We start from the raw sequence: 16,407 nt of genomic DNA on the forward strand, positions 1-16,407 counted from the left end.
CGGCGTCGAGGATTTTCAGGAAATCCGGATCCGGCATTCGAAATACGCGGCCTCCCGCTTTGCCCATGAGGCGGCCCCGGCGCTGACGCGGTTTGCGAATTCCTCGCCGCAGGGCTTCGTGAACGGCATCAAGGCCGCACGGCAGCAGATCGTGGCGCGGACCGACGAGGATCGCGCGGACTTCCTGCGCAAACGCGGCTTCTCGAAGGCGGAGTCGGGTAAGATCATCGAGAAGGTGCTGATGGAGTCAAATCGCCAGCCCGAGACCGTTTTCGATTTTGTTCAGGGCATTACACGGCTTGCGCGTGACAAGACCCAGCAGGATGCGCGTCTGGACATGGAAGGGCGCGCCAAGAAGCTCCTCGACCGGGTCGGCTGATATGACTTGGGGCGCCTTGATGGCGCCCCACTGAAATCGTCGTGAACAGCCCAAACCTACCGGACCGCAGATCTCATTCGATCCATTTCCCTTTCAATTATTGCAGCGCAGTCTTGAACCGCGTCCTCGGCCGTATCCACGATCACTCGGCTGCCTTGCCACGGCTCAAATACTCGATTGCATACCGCTTGCCAGTCAGGAACCACCAGGTCGTCAATGTCACTTGTGCGGTTCTCGACTCTCTTCTTGTGGAGGGCCTTATTTGAGCAGATCACCTCCACGTTCAAAAGCTGAGCAGCGCCGGCAGCGGCAGTTTTGATCCATAGGTCTCGTGACATGTCAATTGGATTGACGGTGTCTGCTATGACATCGAACCCGAGTAGCAGATTGTCTTTCGCGATAGATGAGATTGCCAGATAGCCTGCATCCTCTGCAGGGTGGATCTTCAGGACACTCCCTTTCAAGGCGGCTTCCACAGAATCCACGCGAAGATGGATGGCCTGAGTGCGCGCCGCCAGCTCTTTTGCCAATGTTGTTTTGCCGACACCAGGAAGGCCGGAAAGTGAAACCAATATTGCCATCTCATAAGTCTATCAATTGAGATTCCACTTTGCCACACGAACGGCAGCGAAGTCCCGCATTTCCAACGTAGGCCTTCATCACCCGTCGCCCCTTCGAGGAAGAGGGCGGCGGTTTGGTCTTTGACGGTGAAGCGGGGAGAGTGGCTTCCTGCGCCGTCGGAGATCTGAGCCATGTTCGACCTGTCCCTGCCCATCCAACCCTCCATCCGTCCAAGCGGCCACACGCCACACTGTCTGCATGGCGCCGCTGATCCCAACCGCCCCTTCGCCCTGACGGTTCCGAACCCCTTGCCTGCTGCGCAGATGTCGGGCCTTTCCGCACCAATGGTTCTCGCGCGCTTCGCCACGCTGCCCGATGCCATGCAGGGCGCGATTGACCATGCCGAGGGCATCGCCCCCGATGCAGCCCCGCAGATGATCGCCATTCTGGACCGTGACGACCGTCTCGTGCTCGCGGGTGCGGCCAGCGACTTTGCAGTGGCCTGGTGCCATCCGGTGACCAGCGCCGCCGAGGCGCGCTCCGTGGTGCATGGGGCAAGCCAGCTGCGCGCGCAGGCGGGCCGGGCGCAGGACTGGCGCGAGCCCGATCTGGCACAGCGCTTGCGCCAGCGTGCCGATCTTCTGGATGCGCGGCTGGTCGACCCGCTCTGGCGCGGATTTGCCGCTCGCGCGCTGCAGATCGCTGCGTGAAGAGGAAGAGGCGGGCAGGGCAGAAATGCGCTTTGCGGGGGGAGAGGAAAGACCACCCGGCAAGGCGCATTCCCAAGCTCGTTTCAAGGAGAGACCCATGCGCCAGACATCCCCCACATTGCCCGCGCCGCTGCGCCCGCCCAGCACGGATTTTCAAAGGCTGCGGGCCCAGCATGCCGAGGATGAGGCGCGATTTTCAGCGCTGATGGCCGCCAACACTACCCGGCTCTATGATCATCTGACCCATGCCGGCATCACGCATGTCATGGTCAGTTTCCACTGTGATCATGACATCTGCCGGATCACAGACCTCACGGCCTGGTCGGATGATGTGGAACGTCCCTGTCCAGATGTGGAAATCCCCTATGTTGCGCCAATCCCGCGCGCGCCTGCGCCGCGCAATCTGGCGCTCAGCGATGCAATTGCGCGGATAACCTGCGATCTGCTGCTCGATCTGCGCGCCTCATCCGATATGTCCACACCCGCTGATGGTCGCCTCTCGCTCGACGCCCGCGCCCGCGCGAACCTGCTCGAATACAATCCGCGCGGGGCTCTAGCACCTTCCGCTGCTCAGCGGCACTGCCGCGCCGCCTCCCCCGCGCGCGGGACATGGTGATGGACCTGTTCTATCCCCGTCTCGGCGTGACCCCTCAGGACAGGCTTTGCACTGTGCTGCGCGCCGCGATCCGGGCGCTGCATCCCAGCCTGCGGCGCATGCGCGGATTGCGCGCCGCACGCCAGCGCTTTTATCGCGCCATGCTGGCCAGTCACGCGAGGCTGCAGGCTGAGACCACGCCAGTGGGCGCGAACTGACACCGACGCACCTTGATCATCGCAACCCACCACACCCTCATGCCCGGCCATTGGTCGGGCCTTTTCTTATGGAGACCCCAATGGCGGATTATTTCACCCGTTTCTCATGCCTTTTGGATGTCGGCACGCCCGACAAGGCCGCACGCGCCCTTGAGGCGTTCATGGCGCTGCGCAACGATGCCGATGCCGATGCCGATGCCGCGACCGAGGACCTGCATTGCGGCTTTGACCTGTCGATCCAGAACGATCCTTCAGGTTCAACCCTCTGGATCCATGATGACGGGAATGGCGATACCGAGGCCGTCATTCGCTTCGTGCTGCGCCTTGCGGAAGAACTCGACCTCACCGGCCTCTGGGGGTTCAGCTACGCCCTGACCTGTTCCCGTCCGCGCATTGAGGCCTTCGGCGGTGGCGCGCATGTGCTCGACCTTGGCGCGCGCAGATTGATCGGCGCGACCAGCAGCCAGGACTGGCTCGTCGATGCGCTGAACGGGGAGGACGCACATGCCTGAGGTCATCTGCACCACAGTCTACCAGTTCCCCGAGCTCTCGGATGCCGCCAAGGACAAGGCGCGCAGCTGGTATCGCGATCTCGGCCCCCACGACGACTGGTGGGACGCGGTCTATGAGGATTTTGAGCGCATCTGCGACATCCTCGGCATCTGTCTCAAAACCACGCCCGTACGCCTGATGGGCGGCGGCACGCGTCAAAAGCCCTGCATCTGGTTCTCCGGGTTCTGGAGCCAGGGGGATGGGGCCTGTCTGGAAGGATACTGGTCCCACGCCAAGGGTGCGACCGTGCGCATCCGGGACTACGCGCCCACGGACGCGACGCTGCACAGCATCGCGGACCGGCTGCAGGCCATCCAGCGGCGCAACTTCTACCAGCTTGCTGCCGAGGTCAGCCACCGGGGCCGCTATTTTCACGAGTACACCATGTCGGTGGACGTCACCCGCGACAGCCCGACCTGGCAACCGCCCACTGAGGATGCGGAAGAAATCGTGACGGAGGCGATCCGCGATCTGGCCCGGTGGCTGTACCGCCAGCTTGAGGCGGAATACCACCACCTGACCTCCGACGAGGTCATTGAGGACGGCATCATCGCCAATGAATACACCTTCACCGAAGCAGGGCGGCGGTTCGGGTGACGCATTCTCGGGCGCAACCCATCTCTTGCAGAATATCCAGAATGTATGTATATTCTGCACAAATGGAGATACAGATCATGCATGAGCTTCCCGAGTTCAAGGCGGCCGACCTGACGCGTCACACAAGTGACCTGTTTGATGCGGCCATTCGCTCGCCGATCGCGATCACCAAGCATCGCAAGCCGAAGTTCGTGTTGATGAGCATGGACCAGTACCAGCAACTCGCGCGGGGGGCCACGCAGCAGGCTCACATGATCGATGAGATGCCCGAGGATCTCAAGGCGCTGATGATAGGAGGGCTTGAGCGGGACTTGACGCGGGCGGATGACTAAGCCTGCTGCTGGAGAGGTTTTCCGCTACCCGTTTCTGTGGAAACGCGAACAAATGGCGGGCGAGACCGAGGGCCGCAAGACGCGGCCTGTCTGTATCGCCGTCACTGTTGCCAAGTCCGATAGCGAGACTGTGGTGTTCATCCTGCCGATCACCACGCAGCCGCCCTTGGCCTCGCGCAAGTTTATAGAGGTGCCACAGATCGAGTCGCAGCGCGTGGGGTTGGAAACCCATGTCCGCAAATGGGTCATGCTGGACGAGATCAACACCGATATTCTGGAGCGGTCCTATGTCTGGGAGGACCGCACGCCCATCGGCACGTTCAGTTCCGTCTTCACGTCCAGGATCCAGTCCAGCCTGATCGCGCTTGCCCGGTCGGGCGGGGCATCGGTGGTTGATCGGCTGAAGTGATCTCGATCACCGCAGGGTCCGCCCAACCTCACCTGTTCCCGTCGATCCATTTCGACATCAGCCCCTTGTCGCGAAAGCACTCATCCGGGACGGCGCGGCGTTTGATCCGGGCGAGTTTCTCGGCGAAGGCTACCTGCCTGGATGTCGGCAACCGGTCCATGTCTGATGCCGGTTTCAACCGGGCCTGTGTCTCGATCCAGACGCTGAGCGCGCGCCGGTCTTGCTGGACCTCCCATGGCAGAAGCGTCTGGTTGCGCAGGGCGAGCGACCGCGCATAGGCGATCTGCTTGGGCGTGGCGGGCAGGGCGAATGTGGTCTCTTCCATCGGGGCGGTCTCCCTCTCTGGCGTGTCTTTCATTATAGAACATAAAGCGAACAAATGCAAGTCAGACGTCACAATCACAGGGGTTTTGAGAGCTTGAGGGGGGCTGGGAAAGATCAGGCCTGAGGGTGCCCGAGAGAGGGTGTCCGGGCCTGATCCTGTCCCTCATTCCGGAGTTTCCCGATGACCCATCTCGCCCCTTTTGTTCAGCCGCGCGCGCTTGCGCCTGTTGTCCCCATCCCGTCCCCCGATACGACCGCTGCGGTCTTGAGCGTGGCCGAGGCGCTGCAGCCTGATCTGGCGCAAGGCTTCCAGATCGACGCGCTGCGCCTGCGCGTTGAGATGGAACGCGCCTTTGGCGGCTCCGATGCCGACGGCGCCTGGGATTGGAAGCTTGCCTATGAGGCGGGCGAGGTGGCGCTCGTCCTCTTCCTGCGCAAATTCGGCCGCGCGCTGCTGGCCCGGGCAGGATCACCCGGCGCACTCTTGCCGATCCTTGCCAAGGTGGCGGGGCTCTTGCCCACGCATACCCGCCGCTCGGAGGAGATGGAGCGCTTCCAGCAATTCAGCACACCGCTGCCTATGGGGCTCGCAGCGCTGGCTGCGGCACAGATCACCGCGCGCGATCTGGTGCTCGAGCCTTCCGCCGGGACCGGGCTTCTGGCGATCCTCGCCGAGATCGCCGGCGGCAGTCTCGCGCTGAACGAGTTGGCCGACACCCGCGCGGATCTTCTGCGGCGTCTGTTTCCGGGGCGCCCCGTCACCAGTTTCGACGCCGCGCAGACCGATGATCATCTGGACGCAGGCCTGCGCCCGAGCGTCATCCTGATGAACCCGCCGTTCTCGGCCATGGCCAATGTCGATGGCCGCAGCACAGACGCGACAGCGCGGCACCTGCGCTCGGCGCTTGCCCGGCTCGCCCCCGGCGGTCGTCTGGTCACCATCACCGGTGCCGGTTTCGCGCCGGATGCCCCCGCCTGGGCCGAGACCTTTGCCCGCCTGACCGCGTCCGCGAATCTGGTCTTCACTGGCGCTGTGTCCGGTGCAGCGTTTGCCAAACACGGCACCAGCTTCGAGACGCGGATCTCTGTCTTCGACAAATGCCGCGATGGCGAGCCGGGCGGCATTACCGCCGATCCGGCGCGCCCGACCTCGCCGGATGTGGCCAGCCTGCTGTCGCTGATCACCACCCATGTCCCTCCGCGCCTCGAGTTGGCGCAGGTCGCACCAGCCGGGCATGGCCCCACTTCCCCCTTCCCGGGAAATCCTACCCGCGCCGCGCGCGCCGCCATCAGCTCATCGCGCACCACGCCAGCAACACCCCCCACCAACACCTCCGCGCAGATCGAGGCCACAGACCTCGCTTACAGCCTGCGCGATGCAACCGAGGATGATACCAGCGCGTGCCTTTCCGACGCGATCTACGAGACCTTCCGCCTGCAAGCGATCGACATCCCCGGCGCGGCCCCACACCCGACCAAGTTGGTGCAGTCGGCGGCCATGGCCTCGGTCGCGCCTCCGAAACCCAGCTACCGTCCGAAACTCCCCGCCGCCGTCCTGCGGGACGGCTTGCTCTCCGACGCGCAGCTCGAGACCGTAATCTACGCGGGCGAGGCGCATGGCGCGTATCTCGCGGGGTCCTGGACCGTCGATGAAACCGGCGACATGGTTTCGGCGGCGCCTGACGATGCCGCTGACGCCATCCGCTTCCGCCGTGGGTTCTTCCTCGGCGATGGCACAGGCGCGGGCAAGGGCCGCCAGTCGGCCGGAATTGTGCTCGACAACTGGGCTCAGGGTCGGCGCAAGGCGCTCTGGATTTCCAAAAGTGACAAGTTGTTGGAAGACGCGCAGCGCGACTGGTCGGCCCTTGGCCAGGAACGCTTGCTGGTCACGCCGCTGTCGCGCTTTGCCCAAGGCAAGGACATTCCGCTCACGGAAGGCATCTTGTTCACCACCTATGCGACACTGCGCTCCGAAGAGCGCGGCGCGAAAAAGTCCCGCGTCGATCAGATCGTCGACTGGCTGGGTGCCGACTTCGACGGGGTGATCCTGTTCGATGAAAGTCATGCCATGGCCAATGCCGCCGGATCGAAGGGCGAACGCGGCGACACCGAGGCCTCGCAGCAGGGCAGGGCGGGCCTGCGTCTCCAGCACAAGCTGCCCAATGCTCGCGTGGTCTATGTCTCGGCCACGGGCGCGACCTCGGTTCATAACCTCGCCTATGCGCAGCGGCTTGGGCTCTGGGGCGGCGGGCCCTCTGCTTGCGCTCCGGGCGTTCAGGATTGGCAAAGCTCCACTGGAGCTTCGCCTGCCCCTTTGGGGCACCATCCTTCACTCCCCTTCGCGACACGGGCGGAATTTGTGCAAGCTATCGAAGCCGGTGGCGTCGCCGCGATGGAGGTCTTGGCCCGAGACCTGCGCTCCCTCGGCCTCTACACTGCCCGCTCGCTGTCCTATGACGGCGTCGAATACGAGATGCTCGAGCACGCGCTGACGGCCGAGCAGCGCGGCATCTATGATGCCTATGCCGGGGCCTTCGCCATCATTCACAACAACCTCGCCGCCGCGCTGGAAGCCGCCAACATCACTGGCCCGGCCAGTTCGACAGGCTCAGGCGGCACGCTGAACCGCCAAGCCAAATCCGCTGCCCGCTCGGCGTTTGAATCCGCCAAGCAGCGCTTCTTCGGCCATCTGCTCACCTCGATGAAAACCCCCACCCTGATTTCCAGCATCGAGACCGATCTGGCCGCAGGCCATGCAGCCGTCATCCAGATCGTCTCGACGGGCGAGGCGCTGATGGAACGCCGCTTGTCGGATATCCCGACCGAGGAGTGGAACGACATCCGTGTCGACATCACCCCGCGCGAGTACGTCCTGGATTACCTCGCCCATTCCTTCCCGGTGCAGCTGTTTGAGCCTTTCACGGACAGCGAGGGCAACCTGTCCTCGCGCCCGGTCACGCGCGATGGTCAGCCGGTCGAATGCCGCGAGGCAGTGCGCCGCCGTGATGCGCTGATCGAGCATCTGGCGAGCCTGCCGCCTGTGCCCGGGGCGCTTGATCAGATCGTCCAGCGCTTTGGGACCGATCTGGTGGCCGAGGTCACGGGCCGGTCGCGCCGCATCGTGCGCAAGGGCGATGGTCCTGCCGCGCGCCTCGTCGTCGAAAGCCGTGCCGGGTCTGCCAATCTCGCGGAAACCGCCGCCTTCATGGATGATCAGAAGCGCATCCTGATCTTTTCGGATGCGGGCGGCACGGGGCGCAGCTATCACGCTGATCTCGGCGCGAAGAACCAGCGCCTGCGGGTCCATTACCTCCTCGAGCCCGGCTGGAAGGCCGATGCCGCCATCCAGGGCCTCGGGCGGACCAACCGCACCAACCAGGCGCAACCTCCGCTGTTCCGTCCGGTGGCCACCGATGTGAAGGCAGAGAAGCGGTTCCTCTCGACCATCGCGCGCCGCCTCGACACTCTGGGTGCCATCACACGGGGCCAGCGCCAGACCGGAGGGCAGGGGCTGTTCCGGCCAGAGGACAACCTCGAGAGCCCCGATGCCCGCGATGCCCTGCGCCAACTCTACCGCCGCATCTATCGCGGCGATGTCGCGGGCTGTTCCCTCGGGGCGTTTGAGGATGCGACTGGCCTCAGCCTGACCGATGACAACGGTCTGAAAGACGATCTGCCGCCGATCACGACCTTCCTCAATCGCCTTCTCGCGCTGACGATTGACATGCAAGCCGTGCTCTTCGCGGCTTTTGAAGAACTGCTCGACCAGCGGATCGAAGGCGCCATCGCCGCCGGCGTCTATGATCTCGGGCTCGAGACGCTGCGCGCCGAGAGCTTCCGGGTTTCGGACGCCCGGGTGATCTACACCCATCCCGGCTCCGGGGCCGAAACCCAGCTTCTGACCATCGCGCAAAAGCAGCGCAACAGGCCGCTATCGCTGGCGGATGCGCTTGACTGGCTCGAAGACGCCAAAGCACGTCTGCTCGTCAACAGCCGCTCGGGCCGGGCCGCCGTGCAGGTGCCTGCCACCAGCCTGATGCTGGATGATGGCACCATCGAGCCCCGCCTGAGGCTGATCCGCCCGCTGGAGGCCAGCACGGTTCCGGCCAAAATCATGGAGGACACGCATTGGCTGGAAGCGGACCGCGCGGCCTTCACCGCCGCATGGAAATCCGAACTGGCTGAAGTGCCCGAGTTCTCGGAAACCACGCTGCATATCGTGGCGGGGCTCTTGCTGCCGATCTGGAAGCAGCTCCCACAGGACGAAACCCGGGTCTACCGCCTGCAGACCGATGACGGTCAGCGCATCATCGGCCGCCGTGTTTCGCCTGCCTGGGTCGCGACCACGCTGGCGGCCGATGCGCCTAAGCTTACGGCAGCGCAGGTCCACGCCCTCGTGCTGGAGGGCAAGACGGTCGTGCGGCTCGCCGAGGGGATGGAACTCCACCGTTCACGCGTCATGGGCGTGAACCGGATCGAGCTGTCGGGGTTTTCCGCGGCGGCCAAGGACCGGCTCAAGGCCGATGGCTTCTTCTCGGAGATCATAAGCTGGAAGCTGCGTCTGTTCTGCCCGACGGATTCCTCCGGCATCGCCGTTCTAGACCGCCTGCTTGCGCGTGTGCCGGTCACTGGCCTACATGCACGCAATAGTTGAAGAAGGCGCATCTCATGTCCGTTGAAACAGAAGAGCTTCTGCGCGCGCTGGCGCAGGACGCTGAAGGCGTGTGTCGCCATTACCTTCCCGCCGGACGGCGGGAAGGGTCTTACTGGATGGTGGGCGATCTGCAGAACACTGCGGGCCGCTCGCTCTTTGTGCGCCTCACCGGCCCCACCTCAGGGCCGGGCGCGCGCGGGAAATGGCAGGATTCAGCTACGTCAGAATATGGCGATCTGCTGGATATCATCCGTGCGCGCACGGGCATCACGCGGTTTCCCGATCTTCTGGCCGAGGCCCGGGCGCATCTTGGCCGCCCAATGCCGGTGCTCCCGGATAGGCCAGTGCCGAAGAAGGCCAAGACCCCCGGTGGCACGCCAGCGGCGGCGGCGCGATTGTTCGCAGCCTCCATGCCAGTCGCAGGCACGCTTGCCGACACCTACCTCCGCTCCCGGGGCCTGACCCATGGCGGCACGATGAGCGCGCTGCGCTTCCACCCGAAGTGCTGGCATCGGGATGAGGGTGAAACCAAAAGCATCCCCAGACCGGCGCTGATCGCTGCGGTCACCGATGGGGCAGGGGGCTTGCAGGGGGTGCATCGTACCTGGTTGGCGCCAGACGGACAGGGAAAGGCGGCGCTCAAAGCGCAGCGGCGGGCCATGGGTCACCTACTGGGCAATGCCGTCAGGCTGACCCCGCATGAGGACATCCTCGTGGTAGGCGAAGGCATCGAGACCATGCTGTCGCTGGTCGAGGCAATCCCCGGCCTTCCCGTCTGGGCGGCGCTCTCATCGGGTCACCTCGGAGCGGTCCTGCTGCCGGAGGGGCTTCAGCGCATCTACATCGCCATCGACCGCGATCCCGCCGGCCAACGCGCGGCAGAGAGGTTGAGCGCCAGAGCCCTTGATGCCGGGGTTGCCGTGCGGGTTCTGGAACCTCGTCTCGGGGATTTCAACGATGATCTCCGGGCGTACGGCAAGGAAGCGCTGCGCGAGCATCTGGCAGGGCAGATCGGGTCTGAGGATCGGCAGCGCCTGTTGGCGTGAGCTGCATCGCGCAGGGACGGTCCAAGGCTGAGGAGGGCAGGGGTTCTACAGTCCTGTCATGGGTGCTGATCATCCCCTTTTCCTCTTCCCGGGTAAATCTCATCCACCCGTCACCCGTGCGGCCTTCTCAGAGATGGGCGTGCTGCCGTCAAAGGGTCCGCCCCCTCAAGGGCGGCAGGCAAGCTATTTCCGCCGCGGGGGACGAGCCCCCGCTTTGCATCGCGAAACAAATAGCCTGCCTGCCGCCCTCCTCCACTGCGTTTCGGCCCCGAAGAGGGGGTGAAGGGGCGTCCGCCATGACGGCTCAGAGCTGCCCATGAAGGCCGCGCGGGATGTCGCGCGGACGAGTTGAGGCCCGGAGGCAAGACCAGAATGACGATCCACACCCAAGACGACGCGTATGAACCCGCCCACACCGCATCCCAGACCGCCCATGCGCTCGATGAGCTGCAGCTCTATGGCTATCGCCCCTTTGACGAGCCCGATCCGCGCCCGATGCCCGATGGGCAGCGCCTCGCGGTCGCCGTCGCCGATATCTTCGATGCAATCGTCGCGACCCTGGAAGACACCCGCATGGAACCCGACCTCGAGGAAGTGCTCTGGGGCCAGGTCAACCTCTTCCACCGCGCGACGGCCCGGATCGAACGGTCGCTCGATGAAAACGAACAGGCGCAGCGCCGCCTCCAGCGCGAGCAGGATGGCTCCGAGGTGAAATCCACCGAGCTCGAGCGACTGACGGCCGAAGGTGTGAGCCTGGTTGAGCGTCGCAACTGCATGGACATGATGCGCGATCACGCCGCCACCGAGTTCGGCCATCACACGGGCTCAGCCTGGCGGCCCCGCACCGGATCGATGGTGAACCGCCAGCACATGACCGCAGCGCTGATCGACAGCCGCGACTTCCTGGCCGCCAAGCGCCGGGCCGAGACCGAGGTGATGCTGCCCGCAGGGCCCAAAGTTGCCCTCACCGGCGGGACCGACTTCAACGATCACCGTCTGATCTGGGGCAAGCTCGACCAGGTCCGCACCAAGCATCCCGATATGGTGCTCTTGCATGGTGGCAGCCCCAAGGGCGCAGAACTCATCGCCGCCAAATGGGCCGAGGCCCGCGGCGTGACGCAAGTGGCCTTCAAGCCCGACTGGTCCAAGCATGCCAAGGCTGCCCCCTTCAAGCGCAACGACGCCATGCTCGATGTGCTGCCCGTGGGTGTGTTGGTCTTCCCGGGCAATGGCATCCAGGAAAACCTCGCCGACAAGGCCAAAAAGCTGGGCATCCCGGTCATGAAGTTTGAGAAGGGGGCGTAAGCCCCCTGTTCCCCTTGCGGGGGACATCACGGTGGAAGCACACGCTTCCACCTGATATCATGGCACAAACCCCGCGCCCGGATTGCGACATGTTTGATAGCGTCAGCCAACTGGAGATCTTCCCGACCGAGCTGCAGATGCGGCGGATCGATCCTGCGCGCAACATGCGCCGCTTTTACCGCATGAGCGTTCAGCCTGATCTGTTCGGCGGGGCAAGCCTTGTGCGCGAATGGGGGCGGATTGGCGCGCGCGGGCAGATGATGCGCGAACAGCATCCTGATGAAGGCCAAGCGATCACCGCGCTGATGAAACTCGCGCGCGTGAAGCAGCGGCGGGGATATGCGTGAGGTACCAGCCTGTACGGCGCGAAACCAGCGTGAAAGGGATGGCGGATGACACTCGACACCGACAAGATCGACGACGCAGCCCTCGCGATCCTCAGCCTCACGCTGCATGATGGTGATCGGGTCTGGAAGGGGATCGATTGGCACATCACCAACCGGCTTTTCGAGAAAGGCCTTATCCATGATCCGAAAAACAAGGCGAAATCGCTGAGCCTGACCCCAGAGGGGGTCGCGCATGCGCGGGAAATTCTCGCGCGGGAGTTCAGCAAGGCCGAGTGACGGGCGGCTTTGCGGGACGGAGCTGCCTATGGGTGGTAATGCCTTGAGGTACCCTTACAGCCCGAGTGAGACAAGAGATGACGATCACACACCAAGATGAACTGGACGGACTGAAAAAGATCGGCCGGATCGTCGCGAATACCATGCAGTCGATGGCTGCGGCCATGGAGCCCGGCATGACGACGCGCGAGCTTGATCACATGGGCCGGGAACTGCTGGAGCAGGAGGGCGCCGTGTCGGCACCTCAGGTGACCTATGATTTCCCAGGCACGACCTGCATCAGCGTCAACGAAGAAATTGCCCACGGCATCCCCGGTGAGCGCAGGCTTTGCACAGGTGATCTGGTCAATATTGATGTCTCCGCATCTCTGAACGGCTATTTTGCCGATACCGGGGCAAGCTTCTGCCTCGGGTCGATTCAACCATCACTGGACCAGCTCTGCCGCGACGGGAAGCGCGCGATGCAGATTGGCATCGCGCAGGTAGGGCATAACAAACCGCTGGCAGGGATCGGACGCGCGATCGGTGCCTTCGCTTCGAAGCGCGGCTATACGCTGATCCGGAACCTCGCCAGCCATGGGGTGGGCCGGGCTTTACATGAGCCCCCTGAAGAAGTGCCGACCTGGCCCACCAAGGGAGACAAGCGACGGATCCATAACGGCCTCGTGCTGACGGTCGAGCCGTTCCTGTCGCGTGGCGGAAGACGGGCCATCTCAGGCACCAGGGACGATTGGACCCTCTACAGCGAGCCCGCCGCGCCGGTTGTGCAATACGAGCATACCGTTATAGCGACTCGCGGCGGCCCCATCATCGTCACAGTGCCGGGATGACACGCGAACGGCAGCTCCGGGCTCCCTCGCGCCTGTTTCCAGCGTTTAAGCCCCCACCGACACAGGCACTTGCGCACCTCTTTCCGGTTAATTTGTGTCATGCATGCTAGATTCACCGCCCTTCGGCGAATGGCAAAGGCGCGAAAATGGGGTCGATAGGCGGAACGAAATACGAAGAAAACAAGTCCAAGTTGATTCCGCGCTCGTCCGAACACCCAGCCTTCTTGCAGAACGACCTACCGATCTCCCAGCTGGCCATACCCCCACTTCCACGTTTGCCTGAGGGGACGCCTGATGGTCAGATGGCCGTATTCCTCACGCTTTGGGACACGACAGCGGATGTTCATGTACTCAGCAGTTCCGCATCGACCGCACGGAAACAGGGGCTCATTCATGGGATGATCCGGTGAACAGACGCGCAGGAGGTCACTGGCGAGAAAGGTCACGCGTCGTCGGCACAGGTTGCACCAGTGCTCGAGAACCATTCCGTCATCGGCGGCGTTCCGGAGCGTGCGCCCTCGAGCGAAGGGATGGGGTCTGATGGGCGGAATCTGCTCTGGCATGATAAGAACATTGCGCGAACGCAACGAGTCGGCAAGACCTGGTGCGCATGATATGCTGCTTCGGTGAATCAGAGGGTGTCGACCATGTGCAATCTCTACAATCAGACAACCGCAGTGGAGGCGATGCGCAGGCTTTTCGGTCAACTCGAGAACCGCGCCGGGAATATCGAAGCTGGTGATGTCTATCCAGATCGCATGGCGCCTGTCGTCACGCGATCTGAAGAGGGTCACGTCTTGCGCATTGCGCGCTGGGGTCTGCCATCACCACCCCAGTATCACAGCAAGAGCGGGATAGATCGCGGCGTCACCAATGTGCGCAACACCACCTCCCCCCATTGGCGGCGCTGGCTGGGTCCGGACAATCGTTGTCTTGTCCCCCTGACCCGTTTCGCAGAACCACGTCCTGGAAAGGGGTCCGGAAATGCCTGGTTCGAGTTAATGGATGACCGACCCGCTTTTTTCGCCGGTCTCTGGGTGCCGGACTGGAGCAGCATCCGCAAGCTGAAGGATGGCGAGACCACGGATGATCTGTTCGCGTTCCTGACCTGCGATCCGAACGCGGTCGTGAAGCCGGTCCATCCGAAGGCGATGCCAGTGATCCTGACCGAGACTGGCGAGTTGGATATCTGGCTCAATGCGCCGTGGTCAGAGGCCAAGGAAATGCAGCGACCGTTGCGCGAAGAGCTGCTGAAAATGACGCTACCCGATTAACAGCACCACCTGTCGCAGTGCGACAGCATCGCATTTGCACATCACGCAGCTGACGCGAAGACCTTTTCGGACAAACGATATCCCCGGCCTGTCGCTCGGCGATACGACTGGTCGACAACAATGATCGCGTCGCGCAAGTTCCCGAACCAGCTGTTCACATTGCGGCCCCGCGATCCGACCGGACCCCATGCTCGCTCCACGGTATACTCACCGAAAAGATTGTATGTGACGTCCACCCGATAGAAATGCGTTGGTGCTGCGGCCGCATCATCTGTCACGCGATGACAGAGCAGTGTCAGCATGAACGCTCTCCTTGGGGTCTGTGTCTATCTACGGACATTATCCCAGCCCGGCGCTTTGACCAATGACAAATGTCGCTTTGGCGCGAGTGACCCAGCTGTGCCAGTATTTCAAACCCATCCGGCATGATCGCTTGCGTCGTTCTTTCGAACAAGCTTCACTAAGCTCTATGGTGAGATGCTCGCTATCGCGCTCAGGGCCCGCCCGCACACCAGGGCGGTCGATCGGCTTTCTGCGGTCAGACATTCCTGACGTGCCATGCGTCATGTCTCGCGACAATCTGGTGGGGACGCTATGCGGACAGAGCGAGCTTTCGCTAGGGCTTCATGAACGTCAGCTATCGGAATTTGTTGACGGCGTCTCGGACTGTCTGGAAAACCGCCGGTAAGTCACCTCTTGGCACACCACCAAAGGCAAGCCGAAGTGCCTGCGGAACGGCGACGGTCGTTGCGAAGGGCTCTGCACCGGAGGCTGAGATACCGAACTCCTTCAGGAGTGTAACGATGGGCTCGGCCCGGACACCATTATCAAGCGGCAACCAGGCAAATCCTGCGTTGCGATGCGACAGGATGGACCTTTCGCCCAGAGCGGTCCGGCAGAGAAGCTGGCGCTCTGCTCCGTCCCGTCTCCGGTTTTGTTCGGATTTTGCCAGAGTGCCATCTTCTATCCAGCTAGTCACCAGACCGGAGATCAATGCGGGGGCATTCCAGGTCGTCGCCCTGATCGACTCAAGCAACGTGTCGATATGGGGTTCAGGGGCGATGACGTAGCCCAGACGCAGCCCCGTCGCGAGGCTCTTGGAAAATCCCCCGACATATATCGTTCGCTCTGGCGCGAGAGCAAAAAGGCTTGGCGGTGGGTCCGGCTCCAGAAAAGCATATGCGGCGTCCTCGATGATCAACAGATCATGCTTTCGCGCGATCTCGATGATCTGCAGGCGTGTCGCCTTGTCAATGACAGTACCCAAGGGATTGTGAACTGTGGGCATCAGATAGACAGCCCGCACTGTCCGCGCGTGGCACTGCCTGTCCAGATCCTCAGGGTCCATTGCACCGCCGCATCCTTCAACCGGAATAAGGTTTAGGCCCTGCAGCGCGGCGACCGATTTAAAGCCCGGATAGGTCAGGGTGTCGGTCGCGATACCCTCACCGCGTCGGAAAAGCCCCATGAAAATAATCGTCAACCCATGCTGGGCACCGGAGGTGACCATCAGGCAGTCGGGGTCGACGGGACCAAGCGTTGCCACGAGGCTTTCTGCAATGATCCGACGTTCATGCGTCCGCCCGGCATGTGGCTGGTAACGCAGCATTGCCTCAAGATCGCCCGCCGCCGCGAGCCGTCGCAGCCCCGCGCGCAGCATGTCAGCATCGCCCGCGTCGCCCGGCATGTTGAAAACCAGATCGATGAGGCCATCGCTGGCGGTCTGCCGAAGCCCCAGCGTCGGCGGCAGGCCAAGGTCGCGCACATATGTGCCGCGACCAGCCTCGCCAACAATCATACCTCTGCGCTCAAGCTCTGCGTAGGCGCGGGTTGCGGTTGCCAGGGCCACTTTGAACCGCTCTGCGAATGCGCGATGCGTCGGCAGTTTGGTGCCAGGAGCCAGCTTGCCATCCTGGATTGCGGACGAGACCATGTCGGCCAAACGTATGTAGCGGGCTTTCCTCATATCCTCACTGTATCTAGTACAATTTAAAAATT

General features: G+C 63.1%; 18 protein-coding genes and 1 pseudogene. 15 read left to right on the forward strand and 4 right to left on the reverse strand.

Features of this window, described 5'->3' with window-relative positions; all coding sequences use genetic code 11:
• Positions 1 to 379: pseudogene (locus tag BG457_RS19190) on the forward strand (DUF932 domain-containing protein); the annotation flags it as partial.
• 56 nt (positions 380 to 435) lie between these two features.
• On the opposite strand, the gene BG457_RS19195 reads toward BG457_RS19190, so the two are convergent.
• On the reverse strand, positions 436 to 960 hold the full coding sequence (locus BG457_RS19195; RefSeq protein WP_071799476.1) for a P-loop nucleotide/nucleoside kinase family protein: 525 nt from the start codon (positions 958 to 960) through the stop codon (positions 436 to 438).
• 171 nt (positions 961 to 1,131) lie between these two features.
• Here BG457_RS19195 and BG457_RS19200 point away from each other — a divergent pair, with 171 nt between their 5' ends.
• The 7 genes from BG457_RS19200 to BG457_RS19230 all read left to right on the forward strand — a co-directional run bounded on the left by BG457_RS19200 (position 1,132) and on the right by BG457_RS19230 (position 4,353).
• Positions 1,132 to 1,650 carry a DNA repair protein RadC gene (locus BG457_RS19200; protein WP_071799477.1) on the forward strand — a complete coding sequence of 173 codons (519 nt, stop codon included), beginning with the start codon at positions 1,132 to 1,134 and terminating at the stop codon, positions 1,648 to 1,650.
• A 97-nt stretch (positions 1,651 to 1,747) separates the two neighbouring features.
• Positions 1,748 to 2,266, forward strand: a complete 519-nt coding sequence (locus BG457_RS19205) for a DUF6878 family protein (RefSeq protein ID WP_071799478.1) — start codon at positions 1,748 to 1,750, stop codon at positions 2,264 to 2,266.
• Positions 2,266 to 2,463, forward strand: coding sequence for a hypothetical protein (locus BG457_RS19210; RefSeq protein WP_084657753.1), 198 nt, complete (start codon positions 2,266 to 2,268; stop codon positions 2,461 to 2,463). The genes BG457_RS19205 and BG457_RS19210 overlap by 1 nt, the downstream gene beginning before the upstream one ends.
• A gap of 80 nt (positions 2,464 to 2,543) precedes the next feature.
• Positions 2,544 to 2,975: a hypothetical protein gene (locus BG457_RS19215; protein ID WP_071799479.1), complete on the forward strand. Its 432-nt coding sequence runs from the start codon at positions 2,544 to 2,546 to the stop codon at positions 2,973 to 2,975.
• Positions 2,968 to 3,612: an antitoxin of toxin-antitoxin stability system gene (locus BG457_RS19220; protein WP_071799480.1), complete on the forward strand. Its 645-nt coding sequence runs from the start codon at positions 2,968 to 2,970 to the stop codon at positions 3,610 to 3,612. Before BG457_RS19215 ends, BG457_RS19220 begins: the two co-directional genes overlap by 8 nt.
• Before the next feature lie 77 nt (positions 3,613 to 3,689).
• Positions 3,690 to 3,944 (forward strand): type II toxin-antitoxin system prevent-host-death family antitoxin, encoded by a 255-nt coding sequence (locus BG457_RS19225; RefSeq protein WP_245771045.1) that lies wholly within the window; start codon positions 3,690 to 3,692, stop codon positions 3,942 to 3,944.
• The gene (locus BG457_RS19230) at positions 3,937 to 4,353 is read left to right on the forward strand and encodes a hypothetical protein (protein ID WP_245771046.1); all 417 of its coding nucleotides are present in this window, start codon (positions 3,937 to 3,939) and stop codon (positions 4,351 to 4,353) included. Before BG457_RS19225 ends, BG457_RS19230 begins: the two co-directional genes overlap by 8 nt.
• A 28-nt stretch (positions 4,354 to 4,381) precedes the next feature.
• On the opposite strand, the gene BG457_RS19235 is transcribed toward BG457_RS19230, so the two are convergent.
• Positions 4,382 to 4,678 carry a hypothetical protein gene (locus BG457_RS19235; protein ID WP_071799513.1) on the reverse strand — a complete coding sequence of 99 codons (297 nt, stop codon included), beginning with the start codon at positions 4,676 to 4,678 and terminating at the stop codon, positions 4,382 to 4,384.
• Between the two features lie 180 nt (positions 4,679 to 4,858).
• Here BG457_RS19235 and BG457_RS19240 point away from each other — a divergent pair, with 180 nt between their 5' ends.
• The 7 genes from BG457_RS19240 to BG457_RS19275 all read left to right on the forward strand — a co-directional run bounded on the left by BG457_RS19240 (position 4,859) and on the right by BG457_RS19275 (position 14,409).
• The gene (locus BG457_RS19240) at positions 4,859 to 9,331 is read left to right on the forward strand and encodes a strawberry notch family protein (protein ID WP_071799483.1); all 4,473 of its coding nucleotides are present in this window, start codon (positions 4,859 to 4,861) and stop codon (positions 9,329 to 9,331) included.
• Between the two features lie 14 nt (positions 9,332 to 9,345).
• Positions 9,346 to 10,377, forward strand: coding sequence for a DUF7146 domain-containing protein (locus tag BG457_RS19245; RefSeq protein WP_071799484.1), 1,032 nt, complete (start codon positions 9,346 to 9,348; stop codon positions 10,375 to 10,377).
• Between the two features lie 372 nt (positions 10,378 to 10,749).
• Complete coding sequence (locus BG457_RS19250) at positions 10,750 to 11,682, forward strand: DUF2493 domain-containing protein (RefSeq protein WP_071799485.1); 933 nt, start codon at positions 10,750 to 10,752, stop codon at positions 11,680 to 11,682.
• 89 nt (positions 11,683 to 11,771) lie between these two features.
• Positions 11,772 to 12,029: a WGR domain-containing protein gene (locus BG457_RS19255; protein ID WP_071799486.1), complete on the forward strand. Its 258-nt coding sequence runs from the start codon at positions 11,772 to 11,774 to the stop codon at positions 12,027 to 12,029.
• A gap of 45 nt (positions 12,030 to 12,074) precedes the next feature.
• Positions 12,075 to 12,305, forward strand: a complete 231-nt coding sequence (locus BG457_RS19260; RefSeq protein WP_071799487.1) for a DUF6429 family protein — start codon at positions 12,075 to 12,077, stop codon at positions 12,303 to 12,305.
• Positions 12,306 to 12,382: 77 nt separating this feature from the next.
• Positions 12,383 to 13,135 carry a type I methionyl aminopeptidase gene (map, locus tag BG457_RS19265; protein ID WP_071799488.1) on the forward strand — a complete coding sequence of 251 codons (753 nt, stop codon included), beginning with the start codon at positions 12,383 to 12,385 and terminating at the stop codon, positions 13,133 to 13,135.
• Positions 13,136 to 13,782: 647 nt separating this feature from the next.
• Entirely contained in the window at positions 13,783 to 14,409 is a 627-nt protein-coding gene (locus tag BG457_RS19275) for an SOS response-associated peptidase (RefSeq protein WP_071799490.1), read from the forward strand.
• Between the two features lie 41 nt (positions 14,410 to 14,450).
• Here BG457_RS19275 and BG457_RS19280 read toward each other — a convergent pair whose 3' ends face one another.
• On the reverse strand, positions 14,451 to 14,711 hold the full coding sequence (locus BG457_RS19280; protein ID WP_071799491.1) for a WGR domain-containing protein: 261 nt from the start codon (positions 14,709 to 14,711) through the stop codon (positions 14,451 to 14,453).
• A 335-nt stretch (positions 14,712 to 15,046) separates the two neighbouring features.
• Positions 15,047 to 16,375, reverse strand: coding sequence for an aminotransferase-like domain-containing protein (locus tag BG457_RS19285; protein WP_071799492.1), 1,329 nt, complete (start codon positions 16,373 to 16,375; stop codon positions 15,047 to 15,049).
• Positions 16,376 to 16,407 lie beyond the last annotated feature (32 nt).

The sequence above is a fragment of the Natronohydrobacter thiooxidans genome (assembly GCF_001884735.1).
GTDB lineage: Bacteria > Pseudomonadota > Alphaproteobacteria > Rhodobacterales > Rhodobacteraceae > Roseinatronobacter > Roseinatronobacter thiooxidans_A.

Coding starts and splice junctions, on each gene's coding strand:
- BG457_RS19195 (WP_071799476.1), bottom strand. CDS start 960: ATGGCAATATTGGTTTCACTTTCCGGCCTTCCTGGTGTCGGCAAAACA.
- BG457_RS19200 (WP_071799477.1), top strand. CDS start 1,132: ATGTTCGACCTGTCCCTGCCCATCCAACCCTCCATCCGTCCAAGCGGC.
- BG457_RS19205 (WP_071799478.1), top strand. CDS start 1,748: ATGCGCCAGACATCCCCCACATTGCCCGCGCCGCTGCGCCCGCCCAGC.
- BG457_RS19210 (WP_084657753.1), top strand. CDS start 2,266: ATGGACCTGTTCTATCCCCGTCTCGGCGTGACCCCTCAGGACAGGCTT.
- BG457_RS19215 (WP_071799479.1), top strand. CDS start 2,544: ATGGCGGATTATTTCACCCGTTTCTCATGCCTTTTGGATGTCGGCACG.
- BG457_RS19220 (WP_071799480.1), top strand. CDS start 2,968: ATGCCTGAGGTCATCTGCACCACAGTCTACCAGTTCCCCGAGCTCTCG.
- BG457_RS19225 (WP_245771045.1), top strand. CDS start 3,690: ATGCATGAGCTTCCCGAGTTCAAGGCGGCCGACCTGACGCGTCACACA.
- BG457_RS19230 (WP_245771046.1), top strand. CDS start 3,937: ATGACTAAGCCTGCTGCTGGAGAGGTTTTCCGCTACCCGTTTCTGTGG.
- BG457_RS19235 (WP_071799513.1), bottom strand. CDS start 4,678: ATGGAAGAGACCACATTCGCCCTGCCCGCCACGCCCAAGCAGATCGCC.
- BG457_RS19240 (WP_071799483.1), top strand. CDS start 4,859: ATGACCCATCTCGCCCCTTTTGTTCAGCCGCGCGCGCTTGCGCCTGTT.
- BG457_RS19245 (WP_071799484.1), top strand. CDS start 9,346: ATGTCCGTTGAAACAGAAGAGCTTCTGCGCGCGCTGGCGCAGGACGCT.
- BG457_RS19250 (WP_071799485.1), top strand. CDS start 10,750: ATGACGATCCACACCCAAGACGACGCGTATGAACCCGCCCACACCGCA.
- BG457_RS19255 (WP_071799486.1), top strand. CDS start 11,772: ATGTTTGATAGCGTCAGCCAACTGGAGATCTTCCCGACCGAGCTGCAG.
- BG457_RS19260 (WP_071799487.1), top strand. CDS start 12,075: ATGACACTCGACACCGACAAGATCGACGACGCAGCCCTCGCGATCCTC.
- map (WP_071799488.1), top strand. CDS start 12,383: ATGACGATCACACACCAAGATGAACTGGACGGACTGAAAAAGATCGGC.
- BG457_RS19275 (WP_071799490.1), top strand. CDS start 13,783: ATGTGCAATCTCTACAATCAGACAACCGCAGTGGAGGCGATGCGCAGG.
- BG457_RS19280 (WP_071799491.1), bottom strand. CDS start 14,711: ATGCTGACACTGCTCTGTCATCGCGTGACAGATGATGCGGCCGCAGCA.
- BG457_RS19285 (WP_071799492.1), bottom strand. CDS start 16,375: ATGAGGAAAGCCCGCTACATACGTTTGGCCGACATGGTCTCGTCCGCA.